The 18,225-nt window shown below is 71.8% G+C and carries 15 protein-coding genes and 1 pseudogene; 7 read left to right on the top strand and 9 right to left on the bottom strand.

The window, feature by feature from the left end; all coding sequences use genetic code 11:
- Nucleotides 1-10: 10 nt before the first annotated feature.
- A complete protein-coding gene (alc, locus tag IE198_RS03005; protein ID WP_189882267.1) occupies nucleotides 11-1,135 on the bottom strand; it encodes an allantoicase in 1,125 nt (374 codons plus the stop codon).
- A gap of 3 nt (nucleotides 1,136-1,138) precedes the next feature.
- The gene (gene allB / locus IE198_RS03010; protein ID WP_189882269.1) at nucleotides 1,139-2,482 is read right to left on the bottom strand and encodes an allantoinase AllB; all 1,344 of its coding nucleotides are present in this window, start codon (nucleotides 2,480-2,482) and stop codon (nucleotides 1,139-1,141) included.
- Between the two features lie 314 nt (nucleotides 2,483-2,796).
- On the opposite strand from allB, the gene IE198_RS03015 reads away from it, so the two are divergent.
- The 3 genes and pseudogenes from IE198_RS03015 (at nucleotide 2,797) to IE198_RS03025 (ending at nucleotide 5,031) form a co-directional block, all read left to right on the top strand.
- Nucleotides 2,797-3,597 carry an IclR family transcriptional regulator gene (locus IE198_RS03015; RefSeq protein ID WP_189882270.1) on the top strand — a complete coding sequence of 267 codons (801 nt, stop codon included), beginning with the start codon at nucleotides 2,797-2,799 and terminating at the stop codon, nucleotides 3,595-3,597.
- 678 nt (nucleotides 3,598-4,275) lie between these two features.
- Nucleotides 4,276-4,449 carry a hypothetical protein gene (locus IE198_RS03020; protein WP_189882271.1) on the top strand — a complete coding sequence of 58 codons (174 nt, stop codon included), beginning with the start codon at nucleotides 4,276-4,278 and terminating at the stop codon, nucleotides 4,447-4,449.
- A gap of 122 nt (nucleotides 4,450-4,571) precedes the next feature.
- Nucleotides 4,572-5,031 (top strand): annotated as a pseudogene (locus IE198_RS03025) (SRPBCC family protein).
- Nucleotides 5,032-5,159: 128 nt separating this feature from the next.
- Here IE198_RS03025 and IE198_RS03030 read toward each other — a convergent pair.
- Both IE198_RS03030 and IE198_RS03035 read right to left on the bottom strand, forming a co-directional pair.
- Complete coding sequence (locus IE198_RS03030) at nucleotides 5,160-5,483, bottom strand: DUF5955 family protein (protein WP_229833730.1); 324 nt, start codon at nucleotides 5,481-5,483, stop codon at nucleotides 5,160-5,162.
- A gap of 125 nt (nucleotides 5,484-5,608) precedes the next feature.
- The gene (locus tag IE198_RS03035; RefSeq protein ID WP_189882274.1) at nucleotides 5,609-7,513 is read right to left on the bottom strand and encodes a serine/threonine-protein kinase; all 1,905 of its coding nucleotides are present in this window, start codon (nucleotides 7,511-7,513) and stop codon (nucleotides 5,609-5,611) included.
- Nucleotides 7,514-7,703: 190 nt separating this feature from the next.
- Here IE198_RS03035 and IE198_RS03040 point away from each other — a divergent pair, with 190 nt between their 5' ends.
- Complete coding sequence (locus IE198_RS03040; protein ID WP_189882275.1) at nucleotides 7,704-8,327, top strand: nucleotidyltransferase family protein; 624 nt, start codon at nucleotides 7,704-7,706, stop codon at nucleotides 8,325-8,327.
- 235 nt (nucleotides 8,328-8,562) lie between these two features.
- Entirely contained in the window at nucleotides 8,563-10,185 is a 1,623-nt protein-coding gene (aceB, locus tag IE198_RS03045; RefSeq protein ID WP_189882276.1) for a malate synthase A, read from the top strand.
- 70 nt (nucleotides 10,186-10,255) lie between these two features.
- On the opposite strand, the gene IE198_RS03050 is transcribed toward aceB, so the two are convergent.
- From IE198_RS03050 to IE198_RS03070, 5 genes are all read right to left on the bottom strand, one after another.
- A complete protein-coding gene (locus IE198_RS03050; protein WP_189882278.1) occupies nucleotides 10,256-10,504 on the bottom strand; it encodes a hypothetical protein in 249 nt (82 codons plus the stop codon).
- 36 nt (nucleotides 10,505-10,540) lie between these two features.
- Nucleotides 10,541-13,015, bottom strand: coding sequence for a SpoIIE family protein phosphatase (locus IE198_RS03055; RefSeq protein WP_189882805.1), 2,475 nt, complete (start codon nucleotides 13,013-13,015; stop codon nucleotides 10,541-10,543).
- Between the two features lie 166 nt (nucleotides 13,016-13,181).
- Nucleotides 13,182-13,832: a TetR/AcrR family transcriptional regulator gene (locus IE198_RS03060; RefSeq protein WP_189882280.1), complete on the bottom strand. Its 651-nt coding sequence runs from the start codon at nucleotides 13,830-13,832 to the stop codon at nucleotides 13,182-13,184.
- A gap of 12 nt (nucleotides 13,833-13,844) precedes the next feature.
- Entirely contained in the window at nucleotides 13,845-14,318 is a 474-nt protein-coding gene (locus IE198_RS03065) for a DUF2867 domain-containing protein (RefSeq protein WP_189882282.1), read from the bottom strand.
- Between the two features lie 126 nt (nucleotides 14,319-14,444).
- Entirely contained in the window at nucleotides 14,445-15,959 is a 1,515-nt protein-coding gene (locus tag IE198_RS03070; RefSeq protein ID WP_189882284.1) for a methionine--tRNA ligase, read from the bottom strand.
- Between the two features lie 336 nt (nucleotides 15,960-16,295).
- Between IE198_RS03070 and IE198_RS03075 the strand changes: the two genes are divergently transcribed.
- Together IE198_RS03075 and IE198_RS03080 are read left to right on the top strand one after the other, a co-directional pair.
- A complete protein-coding gene (locus tag IE198_RS03075) occupies nucleotides 16,296-17,174 on the top strand; it encodes an alpha/beta fold hydrolase (RefSeq protein WP_189882286.1) in 879 nt (292 codons plus the stop codon).
- A 204-nt stretch (nucleotides 17,175-17,378) separates the two neighbouring features.
- Complete coding sequence (locus IE198_RS03080; RefSeq protein WP_189882288.1) at nucleotides 17,379-18,152, top strand: IclR family transcriptional regulator; 774 nt, start codon at nucleotides 17,379-17,381, stop codon at nucleotides 18,150-18,152.
- The last annotated feature ends 73 nt before the right edge of the window (nucleotides 18,153-18,225 follow it).

Genomic DNA, 18,225 nt, shown 5'->3' on the forward strand with positions numbered 1-18,225 from the left:
TGACGGCTCGTCAGCCGCCGAGCTCCTGGTGGCGGGCGGTCATCCCGGCCGCGCCCTGTTCGGTCAGGGAGCCGAACAGCCGCAGCCGCGAGATGCCGCCGTCGGGGTGGATGTCGATCCGCACATGCGTGCCGACCGCTGGAGTGTCCAGCACGAAGCGGTGGTTGGTGTCGGGCTGCAGCCGGGTGCGGGGCAGGATCTCGCGCCACTCGGCCCCCTCCGCCCCGTCCCGTACGGACAGCGCCGCCCAGCCCGCGCTGTTGCCCTTGAGGTAGGCGGTGTCGATCTCGACGGCGCGGATCTCACCGTGACCGGCCAGCCGGTAGCGGATCCAGTCGTTGCCCTTGTCGCGGCGGCGGCGGGTCTCCCAGCCGTCGTCCATCTTGCGCGAGCGGCCGGGCTGGATGGTGTTGGTGGCCGGGGAGTAGAAGCGGTCGGAGGCGTCCTCGACCTGGCCGCCGTTCTCCAGCGCGACGAGGTCGAAGGTGCCCAGGGCGGCCAGCCACCGCGGGTCGGGGGCGACCTCGCCGTACACCCGCAGCCGGGCGATGCCGCCGTCGGGGTGCTGGTTGACCCTCAGGTGGGTGAAGCGCTGCTCGACGTCGACGGCGAAGCCGTTGGCGGCGTGGCCGCCGACGGCGGTACGCGGGACCAGCGCCGTCCACTTCACGTCACCGGCCAGCAACTCCTCGGGAGAGGGGGACCCGGTGACGGACGTGCCCTCGATCGAGACGGCCTGCGGGTAGTTGCCGCGGAAATGCGCCGTGTCGACGACGATGCCGCGTACGACACCGGGGGCGCCGAGGCGTACCAGCGCCCAGTCGTGGTCCTCGTCGGTCGGGTGGGGCTGCTCGGCCGAGACACCGCGGCGGCGGCGTGTCTCCCAGCCGTCCATGATCTTGCCCTTGTGGCCGAAGTGCTCGGGGTCGAACTCGGCAGGCTCGGGCTTCAGCAGGTTCTCGCGCTCGGCGAAGAACTCGTCGTTGGCGGCGACGACACCGGCGCCGAGGCGGCGGTCGGCGAGGTCGGCGAGGTGTGTGAAGGGGAAGTCGGCGGTTCGGTAGTCGGCGTACGGCTCGCCGCCGCCGTACGGGCTCGCGTCACCGGTGAAGGAGGGGATGGGGGATGCAGACACGGTTCAGTTGTTCCTTTCCAGCAGCCGGCCCGTCGGCGCGGCCAGGTTGCCGTTCTCCACGATCCGCTCGCCGCGCAGCCACGTCGATCTGACGACTCCGTACAGCGTCCTGCCCGCGTATGCGGTCACCTGGTTGCGGTGGTGCAGCCCCGCGGGGTCGACGGTGAAGGTCTCGTCGGGAGCGAGGACCGCGAAGTCGGCGTCGCGGCCCGCCTCGATGGCGCCCTTGGTGCTCAGGCCCGCCAGTTCCGCGGGGGCCTTCGCCATCCAGCGGACGACGTCGTCGAGGGTGTGGCCGCGCTTGCGGGCCTCGGTCCAGATCGCGGGCAGACCGAGCTGGAGCGAGGAGATGCCGCCCCAGGCGGATGCGAAGTCCGGGGTCTTGAGGTCGGTGGTGCAGGGAGAGTGGTCCGAGACGATGCAGTCGATGGTGCCGTCGGCGAGGCCCTGCCAGAGCGCGTCCTGGTTGGCGGCCTCACGGATGGGCGGACAGCACTTGAACTCGGTGGCGCCGTCGGGGACTTCCTCAGCGGTGAGGGTGAGGAAGTGCGGGCAGGACTCGACGGTGATGGCGACCCCGTTCCGCTTGGCGGCGGCGATCAGCGGCAGGGCGTCGCTCGAGGACAGGTGCAGGACGTGGACGCGGGCGCCGAGCCGCTCGGCGTGCGAGAGCAGGCCCTCGATCGCGGTGTTCTCGGCGTCGCGCGGCCGGGAGGCGAGAAAGTCGGCGTATCTGGGCCCGCTCCGCTGCGGGGCGGCCGCGAGGTGGTGCGGGTCCTCCGCGTGCACGATCAGCAGTCCGCCGAACCCCGAGATCTCCGCCATGGAGCGGGCGAGCTGCTCCTGGTCGAGTTCGGGGAACTCCTCGACGCCGGACGGTGAGAGGAAGCACTTGAAGCCGAAGACGCCGGCGTCGTGCAGCGGTCGCAGGTCCTTCACGTTGGACGGGATCGCACCGCCCCAGAAGCCGACGTCGATGTGCGCCTTGCTGCGGGCGACCTCCTGCTTGACGGCGAGGTGGCCGACCGTGGTGGTGGGGGGCAAGGAGTTGAGCGGCATGTCGAGCAGCGTGGTGATGCCGCCCGCCGCGGCCGCGCGGGTGGCGGTCCAGAAGCCCTCCCACTCGGTGCGGCCGGGGTCGTTCACATGCACATGGGTGTCGACGAGGCCGGGCATGACGACGTCGTCCCCGACGTCCTCGAGCCGTGCACCGGCCGGCACGACGGCGTCGTACGGTCCCACCACGGCGATCCGGCCGCCGGCGACGGCGACCGTCGCGGCGCGCGTCCCCTCGGGGGTGATCACCCGGGTCGAGCGCAGGACCAGCTCCACTTCCACGTCGGACACGTCGGACACCCGCTCCCCTCACTTCCACTCTGCGCGGCGAAAAATTCAACGAACTGTTGAAGGAGTCTTCCCCTCCGGCCGGTACCCGTCAAGGCCCGGCGGAGCCGCGAGGCCACCCTTGCGCTTTTCCATAAAGTGGAAGTATAATTCCATTTCAACGTGGTCGCTTCAGCCAGGAGCCGGCCCGCGCAACACCGCAGGCACAGGGACAAACGCCCCCTGACCGGCCAGGACGCGCCTGGGCGGACGATGTGTCCCACGGATGCGCCGGGTAGGCTGCTGCCTTGCCCTGCCTGCCCGAAAGGACCGCCGACGTGCCGACGTCCAGCGCCAGCGCCACCGACGCAGCCAAGCCCGCCGCCAGCGGCGGCGTGCAGTCCCTTGAGCGCGCCTTCGACCTGCTCGAGCGAATGGCCGACGCCGGTGGGGAGGTAGGTCTCAGTGAGCTCTCCGTCAGCAGCGGTCTCCCCCTGCCCACCATCCACCGGCTGATGCGGACGCTGGTCGCCTGCGGTTACGTACGGCAGCAGCCCAACCGCCGCTATGCGCTCGGCCCCCGGCTGATCCGCCTCGGCGAGTCCGCATCCCGCCTGCTCGGCACCTGGGCGCGCCCCTATCTCGCCCGTCTCGTCGAGGAGACCGGCGAGACCGCCAACATGGCGCTGCTCGACGGCGACGAGATCGTGTACGTCGCGCAGGTGCCCTCCAAGCACTCCATGCGCATGTTCACCGAGGTCGGCCGCCGGGTGCTGCCGCACTCCACCGGCGTCGGCAAGGCGCTCCTCGCGCACACCCCGGCGGAGGAGGTACGGGCGCTGCTGGCCCGTACCGGCATGCCGGCCGCAACCGAGAAGACGATCACCACGCCCGAGGGCTTCCTGGCGGCGCTCGAACAGGTCCGCCGCGCCGGCTACGCGGTGGACGACAACGAACAGGAGATCGGCGTCCGCTGTCTGGCGGTCTCCGTGCCCGACTCCCCCACCGCGGCCGCTGTCTCGATCTCCGGTCCGGCGGGCCGCGTGACGGAGGCGGCGACGGAGAGGATCGTGCCGCTGCTCCAGGAGGTCGCCCGCGACCTGTCCGCGGCGCTGGCCACCACCAACGGCCAGGGCTGACGACGCGGAAGGGGCCCGGACCGCGGTCCGGGCCCCTCGAACCGCACCGTGCAGGAGCCCGGTGCGGCCTGCGCCGGGACGGTCACCTCGGGCTCCACGGTCGACTCCCACCGGCAGCCGGCGGGAGTCGAGCCCGAACGCCGACGGCATCCGCACCCGCCACCCCTCGGGCGCAGTCGCCCGCACCGAGACCCGTAGCGCGCCCGGTGCCTGGCCCAGCACGTCGAGCGCGAGGTGGGCGGTCTGCGGAGCGTCGCTCTCCGGAACGACGTCGGAACCGGCGCCCAGTGATGCGTCCAGATGCCGGCGGGAATCGCCGGCCGCACGGTTCACCGACGGCGGCTCGGCGGCGTTGCCCGTGCCCCAGGCCGACGGCTTGTCGCCCAGTACATGCGCGAGCGTGCCGCCGTGGGCGACCGCGTCCCACGCCGGCCAGGTGCGGCTCAGATCGCGGCCGTCGAACACGGAGCTTTTGATGTACCGGGCGGTGTCGCTCGCGCCCGGCGCCGTGACGGTCGGCGTGCCGCCCTCCGCTCGCCGTACTCGCCGATCCTGACGACGCGAGGGTGATGTCGTCGAGCGGCGGGTCCTCTGGCTGTCCCGGCTCGTTACGGCGGGATCGGTTTCCATCCCCGGGGCACGGGCAGGCGGTTTGGTGGGACCTACGAAAGGACCGACATGAGTACCGGAGAGAAGGCCAAGGCCAAGGCCGAACAAGTTCTCGGGAAGGCCGTGCGGAAGGCCGCCCACGCGATGGGCAAGGACACCACCGCGGCCAAGGGCGCGGCGCTGGAGGCCCGGGGCAGGGCTCGCGCCACCAAGGAGAAGTCGAGGGACCGCTTCAGGCACTGACCCGTCGTCACGAGGAGCACGACGTTCCTCCGGCGACACGGTCGCCGTCGCCGCGGCACCCGCCTGACCGTTCCCCGACGCATGCGGAAGGCATCCGTGCGGTAGCACGAGGAGGTCAACAGATGAGCATGGTGAAGGAGTCCGTGGACGTCGACGTCCCGCTTCACACCGCTTACAACCAGTGGACCCAGTTCGAAGCGTTCCCCCAGTTCATGGCGGGTGTCCAAGAGGTCCGGCAGATCGACGACCGCCACAACCACTGGACGACGAAGATCGGCGGCGTCCACAGGGAGTTCGACACCGAGATCATCGACAAACTGCCCGACGACCGGATCGCCTGGCGCACGACCGGCGGCGAGATCCACCAGATGGGCATGGTCCGCTTCCAGCGCCTGGACGACAGCCACACGCGGGTGGAGCTCGTCATGGAGGTCCAACCCAGCGGCATGGCAGAAAAGACCGCTGCGGCGTCGGGCCTGATCCACCGGCGGGTGAAGGGCGACATGCGCCGCTTCAAGGAGTTCATCGAAGAAGAAGGACGGTGAGACGGGCGGCCGGCGTGGCGGGGTCAGTCCCGGCTGACGCCGGATACCCGCGCCCGACAGTGCTCATGCCGGTGCGCCCCAACCGGACGGTGGGCGCACCGGACGTTGAGGACCCGTGCCCGGGCCTCCTCGCGACGCCCCGCGCAGTGGGGCGTACGCGCGTCGTCACAGGCGCCGGGGCGGGGTGTCGCCGAAGAGGTCGACGGCCGTACGGACCTGCATCAGCGCGGGCGAGAGCGCGCTGACTGAGCCGATCGCGCCGGCGATGAGCAGGAGCGATCGGCGCATCCGGGGGATCTCCGGGTCACCTGCCGCCACCATCGCGGCCAGCACGGCCAGCTCGTCCTCGGCGATCCCCCGGTCGCTGAAATCGACGGGATGTCCGGCCAGTTCGCGCCGGAGCCTGGCGACCGCAGCCCGCAACTCCGCCGCTCTCGGATCCTCGCCGTTGCCTCTGCCCGTCACCCGCGTCTGCCCCACGCTCTGCAACAAAGCCCAGCCTCTCGCACGTCCCTGTGCACATCAACGGCCCCACAGGACGGTGGTCGAGCGCCCGAGGGGTGCGGGCCAGTTAACGCCATCCGGCCCGCACCGCGCCACCGTGCGGACGTAATTCAGGACGAGGGGACGGGATCCATCGCGTTGCGCCACACGGTCACGTCGACGGTGATGAACCGGCTGGCGTCGTTCTCCGAGGACTTGCCCTGGTAGGTGACGAGGCCTACGTGACCGGAGTCCGTGAGCACACAGATCTGGGAGCCCTTGGAGAGCAGGCCCATCTCGATGGTGGTGGTGTAGCGCGTGTCGTTCCGGCATGTGTCGAGGTCGCCGGCCTGGCCGCTGCCCAGCAGGATCATCCTGCCGCTCTCGGTCTCGACCTGGCTGAGGTCGCCCTCGTACTCGAAGTCGGCGTTGGAGTCGTCGTCGAGCGGCTTGATCGGGTCATGGTCCAGGAAGATGTGGTAGTTGTTCACGATGTTGAGCCCGGTGTACGTCTTGGGCTCCGGCGCGGGCACCGCGTCGCCGGGCGCGGTGTCCAGGCCGTCGCCGTCGGCCCCCGGCGTGGCGTCGCCCGAAGGGGTTGTTTCCTTGGGCGTGGTGCCCGCCGACGGGTCACCCTTGCCCTGGCTCTGGTTGGTCTTGTCCTTGTCTCTGTCGGACAGGGCGAGGTAGGCCCCGCCGCCGGCCGCGCCGCCGACGATCAGGGTGACGAGGGCCGCGATGGCGAGATTGCGCGCCTTGTTCTTCTTCTTGGGCGGCGTGGCCGCCGGCACGGGAGAGGCGACCGTGCCGTACGGCTGCGGGGCGGTGTGGTGCTGCGGGTGCGGCGCCGTCTGGGGGTAGCCGTAGCCGGGCGCCGGCTGGGCGGCCTGCGGGTAGCCGTACGTCGGCTGGGCGGGCGGCTGCTGGTGCGCGGCGGGCGGCTGCGGCTGCACCGGCGGCTGCTGATGTGCCCCCGGCTGCTGCGGCTGCGGCGCGGGCCCGAACCCCGGCGGCGGGGTCTGTGGTGCGGCATGCGCGGTCGGCGCGTGGGCCGGGGCGGGAGCTGCGGGTGCCGCAGGCGCCGCCACGGGCGGCTGGCCGCTCGCGGGCGTGGCCGGCGGGGCGGGCGCGGCCTTGCGGGTCGAGATCTCGGCGGCCACGACGCTCGGCAGCCACTCCTCCGGACGCCGCAGCACGGTCTCCCCGTTGGCCGTCTGGCAGATACTCAGGATCTCGGCGACCGACGGCCGCCCCTCAGGCTCCTTGACCATGCAGCGGGTCACCAGTTCGCGCAGCTGCTCGGGGAGGTCGGTGAGGTCCGGCTGCTCGTGGACGATCCGGTAGAGCACACCGTGCGAGGTGCCCTCGCCGAACGCCGCCCTGCCGGTCGCCGCGTACGCCGTGATCTGGCCGAGGGCGAAGATGTCGGTGGCCGGGGTGACATGACTGCCCGCCGCCTGCTCGGGAGCCATGAAGGAGGGCGTGCCGATGGTGACGCCGCTGCTGGTGAGAGAGGTGGCGTCGGCGGCCCGGGCGATGCCGAAGTCGATGACGCGCGGACCGTCGGCGGCGAGGAGCACGTTCGCGGGCTTGAGGTCGCGGTGGACGATGCCGGCGCCGTGGATGATCTGCAGCGCCTCCGCGATGCCGGCGACCAGCAACAGCACGGTGTCGACCGGCAGTTTGCCGTGCTGGGCGACCGCGTCGGCGAGGGAGGGGCCGGGGACGTACGCGGTGGCCAGCCAGGGCTGCTCGGCGTCGGCGTCCGCGTCGATGACGGGCGCGGTGAACAGGCCCTGCACGCGCTGCGCGGCCTGCACCTCCTGGGCGAAGCGGCGGCGGAATTCGGCGTCCTGGCCGAAGTCGGGCCGGATCACCTTGATGGCGACCGCGCGGCCGCCGGGCGTGTAGGAAAGGTAGACCTTGCCCATGCCGCCGGCGCCGAGGCGGGCAGCGATCTTGTATCCGGCGACGTGCTTCGGATCGTCCTCACCCAGCGGCTGGAAGACCGTTCCCTGGTGTGCGCGGCCACTCATCGACTCTTGATCCCCCATGGCGAACCTCAGTGTTGAAGGTGCACCTTATCCAAGGTGTCACCCGCCTCTCCACGTCGGACGACCGGCATCGCACGGGCGGTTGCAGGATTGCGCGGACAACCCCCGTCAGACGCAGCGCCGAAGACGCCGCTGCCCGCGAATTCACCCACTTATGGGATAGGGAGTCCCCATGCCATCTCCTCGAACCTCGTCCGCGCCCCAAGGAACGGCCGTCGCCGGATTGTTGCTCGCGGCGGGCGGTGGCCGGCGTCTCGGCGGCCGGCCGAAGGCGCTGCTGGAGCACCACGGAAGACCTCTCGTCGAGCACGCGGTGCGGATGCTCCGCGAGGGCGGCTGCGATCCGGTGCACGTGGTGCTGGGCGCGTCGGCGGCCCGGGTGCGGCGGGAGGCGGACCTGTCGGCGTGCGTGGTGCGGGACAACCCGGACTGGGAGGAGGGGATGGGCTCCTCCTTGCGGGTGGGGCTCGCATCGCTCAGGTCGCCCGGGTCGGCGGACGCGGCGCTGGTGCTGCTGGTGGACCAGCCCGGGATCGGCGCGGAGGCGGTGGCTCGGGTGCGCGGGGCGTACCGCTCGCGCGCGTCACTGGTGGCGGCGGCGTACGAGGGGCGGCGCGGGCACCCGGTGCTCTTCGGCGCGGACCGGTGGGCCGAGGTGGCGGCGACCGCGGTGGGCGACCGGGGTGCGCGGGCGTATCTGGCGGCGCACACCGACGCGATCACGCTCGTCGAGTGCGGTGACGTGGCGCAGGCGTACGACATCGACACGCCCGAGGACCTGCGCCACCTTCGGTGAGCGGCGTGGCACGGTGCGCCACCTTCTGTCGAGCCGGAGAATCTCGACATCAACAAAACATTGAACTTCCACCATGCGGTAACTAGTATCCACTGATCAGAAGCGCCTGACAGCTCGGACGGCGCCCACGGCCGTACCTCGCAGCCCTGGCACGCAGTGCCATCCATCGGCGACCGGGCGGCCGCACGGCGGGTCCGCGCACAGCCCGTGAAGCTCGCGAAGGAAGTGACAGCTCATGTCCGCACCAGCGCCGTCCCCGCTGGCAATCGTCGATGCCGAGCCCCTGCCCCGGCAGGAAGAGGTCCTCACCGAGGCGGCCCTCGCGTTCGTGGCCGAGCTGCACCGGCGCTTCACCCCGCGCCGTGACGAGTTGCTCGCCCGCCGCGCCGAGCGCCGCGCCGAGATCGCCCGTACGTCCACGCTGGACTTCCTCCCCGAGACCGCCGCGATCCGCGCGGACGAGTCCTGGAAGGTCGCCCCGGCGCCCGCAGCCCTGAACGACCGCCGCGTGGAGATCACCGGACCCACCGACCGCAAGATGACCGTCAACGCCCTCAACTCGGGCGCGAAGGTCTGGCTCGCCGACTTCGAGGACGCGTCAGCTCCCACCTGGGAGAACGTCGTCCTGGGCCAGCTCAATCTCATCGACGCGTACGAGCGCCGGATCGACTTCACCGACCCGAGGTCCGGCAAGACGTATGCGCTGAAGCCCGCCGAGGAGCTCGCGACCGTGGTGATGCGCCCCCGCGGCTGGCACCTCGCCGAACGCCACCTGACGCTCGACGGCACCCCCGTCCCCGGCGCCCTGGTCGACTTCGGCCTCTACTTCTTCCACAACGCCAAGCGCCTGCTCGACCTCGGCAAGGGCCCGTACTTCTACCTGCCGAAGACGGAGTCGCACCTCGAGGCCCGCCTCTGGAACGACATCTTCGTCTTCGCCCAGGACTACGTGGGCATCCCCCGGGGCACCGTCCGCGCGACCGTCCTGATCGAGACGATCACCGCGGCGTACGAGATGGAGGAGATCCTCTACGAGCTCCGCGACCACGCCTCCGGCCTGAACGCGGGCCGCTGGGACTACCTCTTCTCCATCGTCAAGAACTTCCGTGACGGCGGCGAGAAGTTCGTCCTCCCCGACCGCAACGCGGTGACGATGACCGCCCCCTTCATGCGGGCCTACACCGAACTGCTGGTGCGCACCTGCCACAAGCGCGGCGCGCACGCGATCGGCGGCATGGCGGCCTTCATCCCCTCCCGACGCGACGCCGAGGTCAACAAGGTCGCCTTCGAGAAGGTCAAGGCCGACAAGGACCGCGAGGCCGGCGACGGCTTCGACGGCTCCTGGGTCGCCCACCCGGACCTGGTCCCGATCGCGATGGCCTCCTTCGACGCGGTCCTCGGCTCGAAGCCGAACCAGAAGGACCGGCTGCGCGAGGACGTCTCCGTCGCACCGGGTGACCTGATCGCCATCGACTCGCTCGACGCCAGGCCCACGTACGAGGGCCTGCGCAACGCCGTCCAGGTCGGCACCCGCTACATCGAGGCGTGGCTGCGCGGCCTCGGCGCCGTCGCCATCTTCAACCTCATGGAGGACGCGGCGACGGCGGAGATCTCCCGCTCCCAGATCTGGCAGTGGATCAACGCGGGCGTCGTCTTCGAGAACGGCGAGCGCGCCACACCCGAGCTGGTCAGGAAGGTCGCGGCGGAGGAACTGGCCGCGATCCGTGAGGAGATGGGCGAGGAGGCCTTCGCCGCCGGCAACTGGCAGCGGGCGCACGACCTGCTGCTGAAGGTGGCTCTCGACGAGAACTACGAGGACTTCCTCACTCTCCCCGCCTACGCCCAACTCGTCGGCTGACACCCCCCGCTCCTCCAGCACCGCCCCCGGTACCGCACAGCACCGGGGGCGGTGCGCTGCGCGGACGTTCTCAGTCGGTCTCCACGCCGCGGGCCGTGAAGAGGGCGCGCTCGGCTTCCGACCGGGGACGGACCTCCACGCCGCAGCCGGGCAGCGCGGCGAGTGGTGCAGGGTCGGCGACGTCGAAGTCGTCCTCTCCGTCCCGGCCCTGGACCACTTCGTGGAGGGGCCGGTTCGCCGGGCTGCGGCTGCGGCTGCGGCTGCGCGAACGGTGGGACGGATGGACGCGGGAGGCGTTCACGGCGAGAGCCGCCGACATGTCCCGGTCCGGGGAAGCCCGTCGGCCGAACCCCCTTCACCGCTCCGCCGGGACCCCGCGCCCGCCGTCCGGGAAAGCCTGCTCCGTCCAGATCGTCTTGCCGGAGGGGGTGTAGCGCGTGCCCCACCGCTCCACGAGCTGGGCGACGATGAACAGGCCGCGGCCACCCTCGTCCTCGGCCGTGCTGTGCCGCAGATGCGGGGAGGTGTGGCCGGCGTCCGCCACCTCGCACAGCAGTGTCCGGTCACGGATGAGGCGGATCTGCACCGGCCCCTCGGCGTACCGGACGGCGTTGGTGACGAGCTCACTGACGACGAGTTCGGTCTCGAACGCCAGCTCGTCGAGGTCCCAGGAACGCAGCTGCGCGGTGACGAGCTCCCGCGCCCGGCCCGCCGCGACCGCTTCCGCCGCCAGCTCCCACACGGCCACCTGACCGGCGTCCAGTTCACGGGTACGGACGAGGAGCAGGGCGGTGTCGTCCGCGGTCGTGCCCCCGGGCAGCAGCGCGGCCACCACCTGGTCGCACAGCTCCTCCAGCGGCAGATCACGGTGGTCGGTCAGGACGCGCGCGAGGACCTCGAGCCCCTGGTCGATGTCACGGTCCCTGGCTTCCATCAGACCGTCGGTGTACAGGGCGAGCAGACTGCCCGCCGGCAGGTCGAGGTCCGTCTCCTCGAACGGCAGCCCGCCCAAACCGAGCGGCGGCCCCTCCGGCAGTTCGGGAAAGGAGCACGCGCCGCCGGCACGGACGACGGCGGGAGGCAGGTGCCCCGCCCGCGCCATGGTGCAGCGCCTGGAGACCGGGTCGTACACGGCGTACAGGCAGGTGGCACCGGTGGTCACGTCGGGATGCGGTCCATTGGTCACCGGTGAGTCCGCCGCCTCGACCGGGCGCCTGCCGCCGCCCTCCTCCGGTGCCGTGTCGGGCGCGGGACCCATCAGGTCGTCCAGCCGGGTGAGGAGCTCCTCCGGGGCCATGTCCAGCTTGGCGAGGGCCTCCACAGTGGTACGCAACCGTCCCATCGTGGCCGCGGCCGGCAGTCCGTGACCGACCACATCACCGACGACGAGCCCGACCCGGGCACCGGAGAGGGGGATGACGTCGAACCAGTCCCCACCCACCCCGGTGACGTCGTCGGTGGGCAGATAGCGGTGGGCGAACTCGACCGCGGAGTGGCGCGGCAGGTGCTGCGGAAGGAGTTCGCGCTGCAGGGTGAGGGCGGCGGCGTGTTCCCGGGTGAAGCGGCGGGCGTTGTCGATGCACACCGCGGCGCGGGCCACCAGTTCGTCGGCGAGGGAGATCTCACCGTTGTCGAAGACAGCCGTCCTGCCGGTCCGGGTGAAGGTGACCAGGCCCAGGAGTCCGGCGCCGACGCGCATGGGAACGACCAGCACGTTCTCGACGAGCACCCGGCCGCCGGAGGACAGGCTGCGCAGCTGGGGGGACCCGTGCGGGTACTCGACGACGTGCCGCGCGATGCCCTCCGCCGCATGCGTGACCCGCAGGAGCCCGCTCTGCGGCGCCCAGCCGTCCGCCGGCTCCCCGCCCTCGAGGACCCACGGCGCCAGATCGACCTCGACCTCGGAGGCGAAGCCAGGGACCGCGACACCGGCGATCTCCCGTGCGGTGACCGTCGCGTCCAGGCTGGTGCCGACGCTGCGCCCCGCCGCCACCAGGAGGGCGAGCCGGTTCTGGGCCTCGTGGCGAGCGGTGATGTCGAACGCGTCCTCGCAGACGCCCAGCACCCGGCCCTCGGCGTCCTGCAGCCGGTAGTACGAACACGACCACAGGTGGTCCTGGCCCGGATCACTGGGCATCTGTCCCAGGAAGTGCACATCGACGACGGGCTCGCCGGTCTCGAGGACCCGGCGCATGACTTCGTCCAGGGCCCGTGGGTACCCCTCGCTCACCAGCGTGCCGCCCGGGTACAGCTCGTCGGAGCGCATCCCCCGGTACTGCGCGAACGGCCGGCCGATCTCCTCCCCCGACGCGGCGTTCGCCCACGCCATCCGGAGGTCCGTGTCGTAGATGGCCAGCCCGATCGGCGATTGGGTGGCCAGTCCGTCCAGCATCGCGAGCCGGGACTCCCACAGCCGCAGCCGTTCGGAGTCGGCCAGGACCAGGATCCGCGCCGCGGGGCCGCTGTCAGCCAGCTTGCACTCCGACGCCTCGACCGCGACGCCGCGGCCGTCACGGTGGCGCGCGAGACGGGTCTCGTGGCGACGCACGGTCGTGGCGGCAGAGCCGTGGCCGGCTTCGGAAGTGGATTCGGGGGCGGGGCCGCAGAGGAACACGTCGGCGGGCCGTCCGACGATGTCGGCCGCCGGGTATCCGAGCAGTTCCGCGGCGGCCGGGCTCCAGCCGATGACCGTGTTCCGGGCGTCCAGCACCACCGCGGCGGCGACGGCGACATCAAGAGGGCCACGGAGGTCTTCAGGCTCCGGTGACTCCCATGCGCTCCAGGCACTTGCCGCGTTCCACGTTCCCGCAGCCTGCACAGCCCGGTTCATCATCTTCAGAATCTGCCCGCGCCGCCGTATGCACAAGACGACGGCTGGTGCGGTCGGGCGGTCACCGCGGGTGTTCGTCCGCCTCCAGGAGCCTGGCGAGATTGGCGAGTGCCATACGGGTTCCCGTCCCGTTGTCGCCGGCAGGCACGGCGTCGGGGATGCCGCGTCATGTACATGGGGTGACTCCAGCCGCGACCGGCACGTGTGCCACCGGATCGAGCCCGAGCGCACCGGCGGCCGCTCCGGCCACGAGTTGCTCGTCGTACGGGGCCTGGCCGGACAGAGCGATCGACGTGCCCTCGATCGCGCCCACGAAGGCGAGCGCGACGGTTGCGGCCGGCGGGCCCTCGGCGATCGAACCGGCGTCACGTGCGGCTTCTACGAGGCCGACGCAGCGCTCGACGAGCTCTCGATAGCCCTTCTCGATCTCACGCCCGACCGGATGGTCCTGTCCGGAGAACTCCAGCCGCAGTGCGATCGCCACCCGCGCGATGTCACGCCGGCAGAAGACGGCGTGGCCGCGGGCCAGAGTGAGCAGTGCCCCGACCGGATCCGCCTCCTGCTCGACGAACCGGCCGACCTCCTGATCCCAGTTCTCCATGATCCAGTCGATCACTGCGAGGGTCAGGGCCTGCTTGTCCTTGAACTGGTGGTAGAGCGCCCCCCGTGTGTACCCGGCGTCCTTGGCCACCTGCTCGAGCACGAGGTTGCCGTACCCGTAGCGGGACAGGCCCCGCGCGGCCGACTCGAGCAGCGCGGTGCGGGAACGCAGCCTGCGGTCGGCCTGGGTCAGCCTCTCCGGTGTCTCGTCCGCCATGCCTCGCTCCGATCAGTCGGCTCGGACGGTCCGAACCATACTCGTGACCAACTGCCGTGCCGCCCGCCGATGGCCGATGCCGACGACCGCCCAGACGAGTCGGGCGAGCACCGGTCGCCGGTAGCGGAGAACGCTGGTGAACAGTCGGCGGTCCGGGGCGACCCGGCGACCCACGAGCACGACGTGCATCAGAGGCAGGGAGGTCGTCAGACGGACCACCTCGGGGCCGGACTCGACGACCCGGAAACCCTCCACGTGGTCCGCCGACTCCGCGGGCGCGCTGCGCAGGCCCAGCAGCCCCGCCACCCGGTCCACCCACTGCGGGGTGCCGACGAGTCCGGCGCGGACCCACGCTTCCGGCGAATGCGGATCCGGCTCGGGCAGACGGAGTTCGAAGGCATCCGCGTAGTCGTATCGCTCGGCCGCGGCGATCGGATCGGTCACTTCGACCTTCCGCACCTGCTGCGCCAGTTGACTCTTGCCCATCCCGCATTCCCCCTCGACGGTCCTTGACGGCTCACTCGTTCCATCTTACATACATGCACGCATGTATGTAAGACCGGGATGCCGTGCCGAACCTGCCGGGCCGGACCTGCCGGCCCCTCGCACGCGTCAGGTGTCGATCCGCGGGAACAGCGGGACCGGCTCGGGAAGGACTCCGTCGACCGCCGTGCACTGCTGGGCGATGCGGGCAGCGGCTGCCGGAAGGAACGGGGTCAGCCGGTCGGCCAAGTGCAGACAGGCCTCCAGGAGGGCGCCGAGGACGGCCTCCAGCCGCTCCCCGGCCGCACCGTCTCCCGCCTTCTCCGCCTTGGCCGACTCCCACGGCCTTGTGGCGTCGATGCAGCGGTTGGCCTCCTCGACGATCGTCCACACCGCCGCCGCGGCCCGGCGGAAGTCGAAGTCGGCCAGGGCGGCGTCGACTTGGCGCGGGCTGTCGGCGCATGCCCGTGCCAGCGGCGCACAGCCGGGCGCGTTGCCGCGCGGAGTGTGAAGTCGGCCGTCCCGGTAACGGTGGACCATGGTCACGACACGGTTGACCAGATTGCCCAGCCCGCCGGCGAGATCGCTGTTGGCGCGGGCCACGAGCCGGTCGCGGGTGAAGTCGGCGTCGCCGACGCGCGGCACGTCGCGCAGCAGCCACCAGCGGACGGCGTCCGTGCCGACATCGGCGACCAGGCCCGCCGGATCGACCGCCGTACCGGCGGACTTGCTGATCTTGCGCCCGTCGACCGTGAGGTAGTCGTGGACCAGGATGTCGCTGGGCAGCGGCAGTCCGGCGGAGAGCAGCATGGCCGGCCAGTGGACGGCGTGGAAGCGGATCACGCCCTTGCCGGCGAGGTGCACGCGACGCCCGCTCCGTGCCCACCACTGGTCGAAGGCGTCGTCGGCGGTGCCGTAACCGAGGCTGGTCACGTAGTTGGCGAGCGCGTCCCACCACACGTAGACGACCTGGCCCGGATCGCCGGGGACGGGAATGCCCCAGCCACGGGCGCGGCGCTGGGAGCGGGAGACGGAGAAGTCGTGCAGACCGCTCTCGATCAGTGCGAGGACCTCGTTGCGGCGGGAGGCGGGCTCGATCCGGAGCCTGTTGCTCGCGATCAGCTCCTGCAGGGTGCCCGCGTAACGGGACAGCCTGAAGAACCAGTTCTCCTCCGACACGAGTCGGGGCTCGGTGCCGTGTTCCGAGCAGCGGCCGTCGACAAGGTCGTCCGGGGTGTAGAACTGCTCGCAACCGACGCAGTACAGCCCTTCGTAGTGCTTGCGGTACAGGTCGCCGGAATCGGCGCACCGCTGCCACAGCCGCTCCACACCGGCCCGGTGACGGGGATCGCTGCTGGTGCGGATGAAGTCGTCGAACGACAGCGCCAGAGGTTCGCGCAGCCCGGCGAACGCCGCGGCGTTGCGGTCGACGAATTCCTGTACACCGGTCCCCTCCGCCTCCGCCGCAAGGACGTTCTTGAGGGAGTTGTCGTCCGTGCCGGTGAGGAACCGGACCTGGTCGCCTGACCGGCGGCGATGGCGTGCGAGCACGTCCGCCTGGACCAGTTCCAGGGCGAAGCCCAGGTGCGGGCGGGCGTTGACGTACGGGATGGTCGTGGTGATGTAGGTACGGGTACCGGTCATGGGAATCTCCTCCTCGACCGAGGCGGGCCCCTACCTGCGCACACGAAGGAGGCCCCGTCCTCGGGGCCTCGGCACGTCACACGTCCGTCTCAGCAGCCCCGTCTGCGGGGCATCATCGGGAACGAGTGCGTGGTCATGCGGCGAGGTTAACAGGGCCGGACGGGCCAGGTCCGGGTATTTTTCCGCGCCGCCCAGGAGGCAGGGCGTTCCGAACGCGGCCGGGACCCGTGACCGCCGCTCTTGACCTGTCGGCCGGGTTCCGCCCGGCGTGGCCCAAGGACGATGTGCACGGGCCGACTTGCACCCGCCACGACAGCGCTGGCAGGGTCCGGGGCCATGCATACGTTCTCCGCACCCGACGGCACCGTTCTCGCCTGTCACGTCTCCGGCGAGGGCGCGCCGCTGATCTGCCTGCCGGGCGGCCCCATGCGGGCGTCCGCGTACTTCGGCGACCTCGGCGGTCTGGCAGCCGCCGGACACCGGGTGGTCGGGATCGACCTGCGTGGGACGGGCGCCTCCGGGGACCCCGCCGACCCCGCCTCGTACCGCTGCGACCGGCTGGTCGACGACGTCGAGGCCCTGCGCGTGCACCTCGGCCTCGACCGGATGCGGCTGCTGGGACACTCTGCGGGGGCGGAGTTGGCGACGCTCTACACGGCCCGGTACCCCGAGCGCGTCCGTGAGCTGGTGCTCGTGACACCCGCCACCCGGGCCGTCGGCGGCCGGGTCACCGCTGAGGACCGCTTGGAGACGGCCCGGCTCCGGCAGGACGAGGAGTGGTTCCCGACGGCCTACGAGGCGCTGAAGGCGATCACCGAGGACCGGGCCACGGACGCCGACTGGGAGGCCGTCGCCCCCTTCACCCACGGTCGGTGGGACGCGGCGGCCCGCGCCCACCGAGCAGCGGGCGCGGAACAGCGAAACCGAGAGGCTGCGGCGGTGTACGACGCGGAGGGCGCCTTCACCCCCGCAGCGACTCGCGATGCACTGGCGGCGTTCGAGGGGCGGACTCTGCTGCTGGCAGCCGAGTTCGACGTCGCCGCACCGCCGCGCGCAGTGGTCGCGTCCGCCGAGGCGTTCCCTCGAGCCGAGACCGTCGTGCTGCCGGGCGCCGGCCACTTCCCCTGGCACGACGACGCCGACGGCTTCACCCGTGCCGTCATCACCTTTCTGGACCGGACCGACACGACGGGCGGCGTGGCGCGGCTCCCTTGAGGGACAGTCCTCCGCAGGCGGCGGTCACCGCCATGCCGCCGACCTCCGCAAGCGGCCCTGGCCTCGGCGGCCACAGCCTCGAGTCCGTGCCCGCCGACGTGACAGCGGCGCGACACCGGGTTCCGGCGAGCCTCCACCGGCCGGTCGGGCGAAGACGCGCCGCCGCGTAGGCTCGAGGTACACCGACGCCCGGAAGGTATGACCATGCCCCGCCCCGCCACCGCCGCCCCTGCCCGCCCCGCCGGCCCGCAGTCGGTCGACCGTGCACTGGAGATCCTCGACGCCGTCGCGGATGCTCCCGGGCCGGTCGGGGCGAAGGCGCTCGCCCGGCAGCTGGGATGTTCGCTGTCGACCGTCTACCACCTGCTGGGGCCGCTCACCGCTCGCGGGCACCTGGTCCGGACCGGCGCCGGGTACGCCCCCGGGCCGCGGGTGGCCGCGCTGCACCAGTCGTTCCGGCGGCATCTGGGGCTCGGGCCGCAGGTGGCCGAGCTGCTGTCACGGCTGCGACGGGCGACCGGGGCGGAGGCGTACTTCACGGCGTACCGGGACGGCCGGATCGTCATGATCGACACCACGGTGCCGGTGACGGACCTCCGGCATCCCTTCCTGCCCGGACCCGAGACACGGGCGCACGCGACGGCGCACGGCAAGGTGCTCCTCGCCGCGCTGCCGAGGCCGGCGCGACGGCGCTATCTGGCCGAACACGGCATGGCCAGGTTCACCGACCGCACCATCACGGGCGCCGACCGTTTCGAGGCGGAGCTGGCGCAGGTGCGCGGGCAGGGCTTCGCGGTGTCCATGGGCGAGGCCGATCCGGCGTTCACCTGCCTCGCGGCCGCACTTCCGGGCCGGGCCGACGGCCCGGACGGCGTGCTGCACGCGCTGTCGGTCTCGCTGCCGACCGCCGACTTCCGCCGACGGCAAGGGGAGATCCGGGCGGCGGTGGCACGGGCCGCCGCGGGCGCGCCGGTCTGACGGGGCCGCTTGGCGGCCCTTCGACCGGCCGCTTCCCGGGCCGTTTTCCGGCAGAGCCGGAATGCGGCGCGTC

The sequence above is a fragment of the Streptomyces xantholiticus genome (genome assembly GCF_014651015.1).
Lineage (GTDB): Bacteria > Actinomycetota > Actinomycetes > Streptomycetales > Streptomycetaceae > Streptomyces > Streptomyces xantholiticus.

Excerpts from the sequence above, each read along its gene's own strand:
- IE198_RS03020 (WP_189882271.1), top strand. The coding sequence starts at position 4,276 with ATGAGTACCGGAGAGAAGGCCAAGGCCAAGGCCGAACAAGTTCTCGGG.
- IE198_RS03080 (WP_189882288.1), top strand. The coding sequence starts at position 17,379 with ATGCCCCGCCCCGCCACCGCCGCCCCTGCCCGCCCCGCCGGCCCGCAG.
- IE198_RS03055 (WP_189882805.1), bottom strand. The coding sequence starts at position 13,015 with ATGAACCGGGCTGTGCAGGCTGCGGGAACGTGGAACGCGGCAAGTGCC.
- IE198_RS03075 (WP_189882286.1), top strand. The coding sequence starts at position 16,296 with ATGCATACGTTCTCCGCACCCGACGGCACCGTTCTCGCCTGTCACGTC.
- IE198_RS03050 (WP_189882278.1), bottom strand. The coding sequence starts at position 10,504 with ATGTCGGCGGCTCTCGCCGTGAACGCCTCCCGCGTCCATCCGTCCCAC.
- IE198_RS03070 (WP_189882284.1), bottom strand. The coding sequence starts at position 15,959 with ATGACCGGTACCCGTACCTACATCACCACGACCATCCCGTACGTCAAC.
- IE198_RS03060 (WP_189882280.1), bottom strand. The coding sequence starts at position 13,832 with ATGGCGGACGAGACACCGGAGAGGCTGACCCAGGCCGACCGCAGGCTG.
- IE198_RS03040 (WP_189882275.1), top strand. The coding sequence starts at position 7,704 with ATGCCATCTCCTCGAACCTCGTCCGCGCCCCAAGGAACGGCCGTCGCC.
- aceB (WP_189882276.1), top strand. The coding sequence starts at position 8,563 with ATGTCCGCACCAGCGCCGTCCCCGCTGGCAATCGTCGATGCCGAGCCC.
- IE198_RS03065 (WP_189882282.1), bottom strand. The coding sequence starts at position 14,318 with ATGGGCAAGAGTCAACTGGCGCAGCAGGTGCGGAAGGTCGAAGTGACC.
- IE198_RS03035 (WP_189882274.1), bottom strand. The coding sequence starts at position 7,513 with ATGAGTGGCCGCGCACACCAGGGAACGGTCTTCCAGCCGCTGGGTGAG.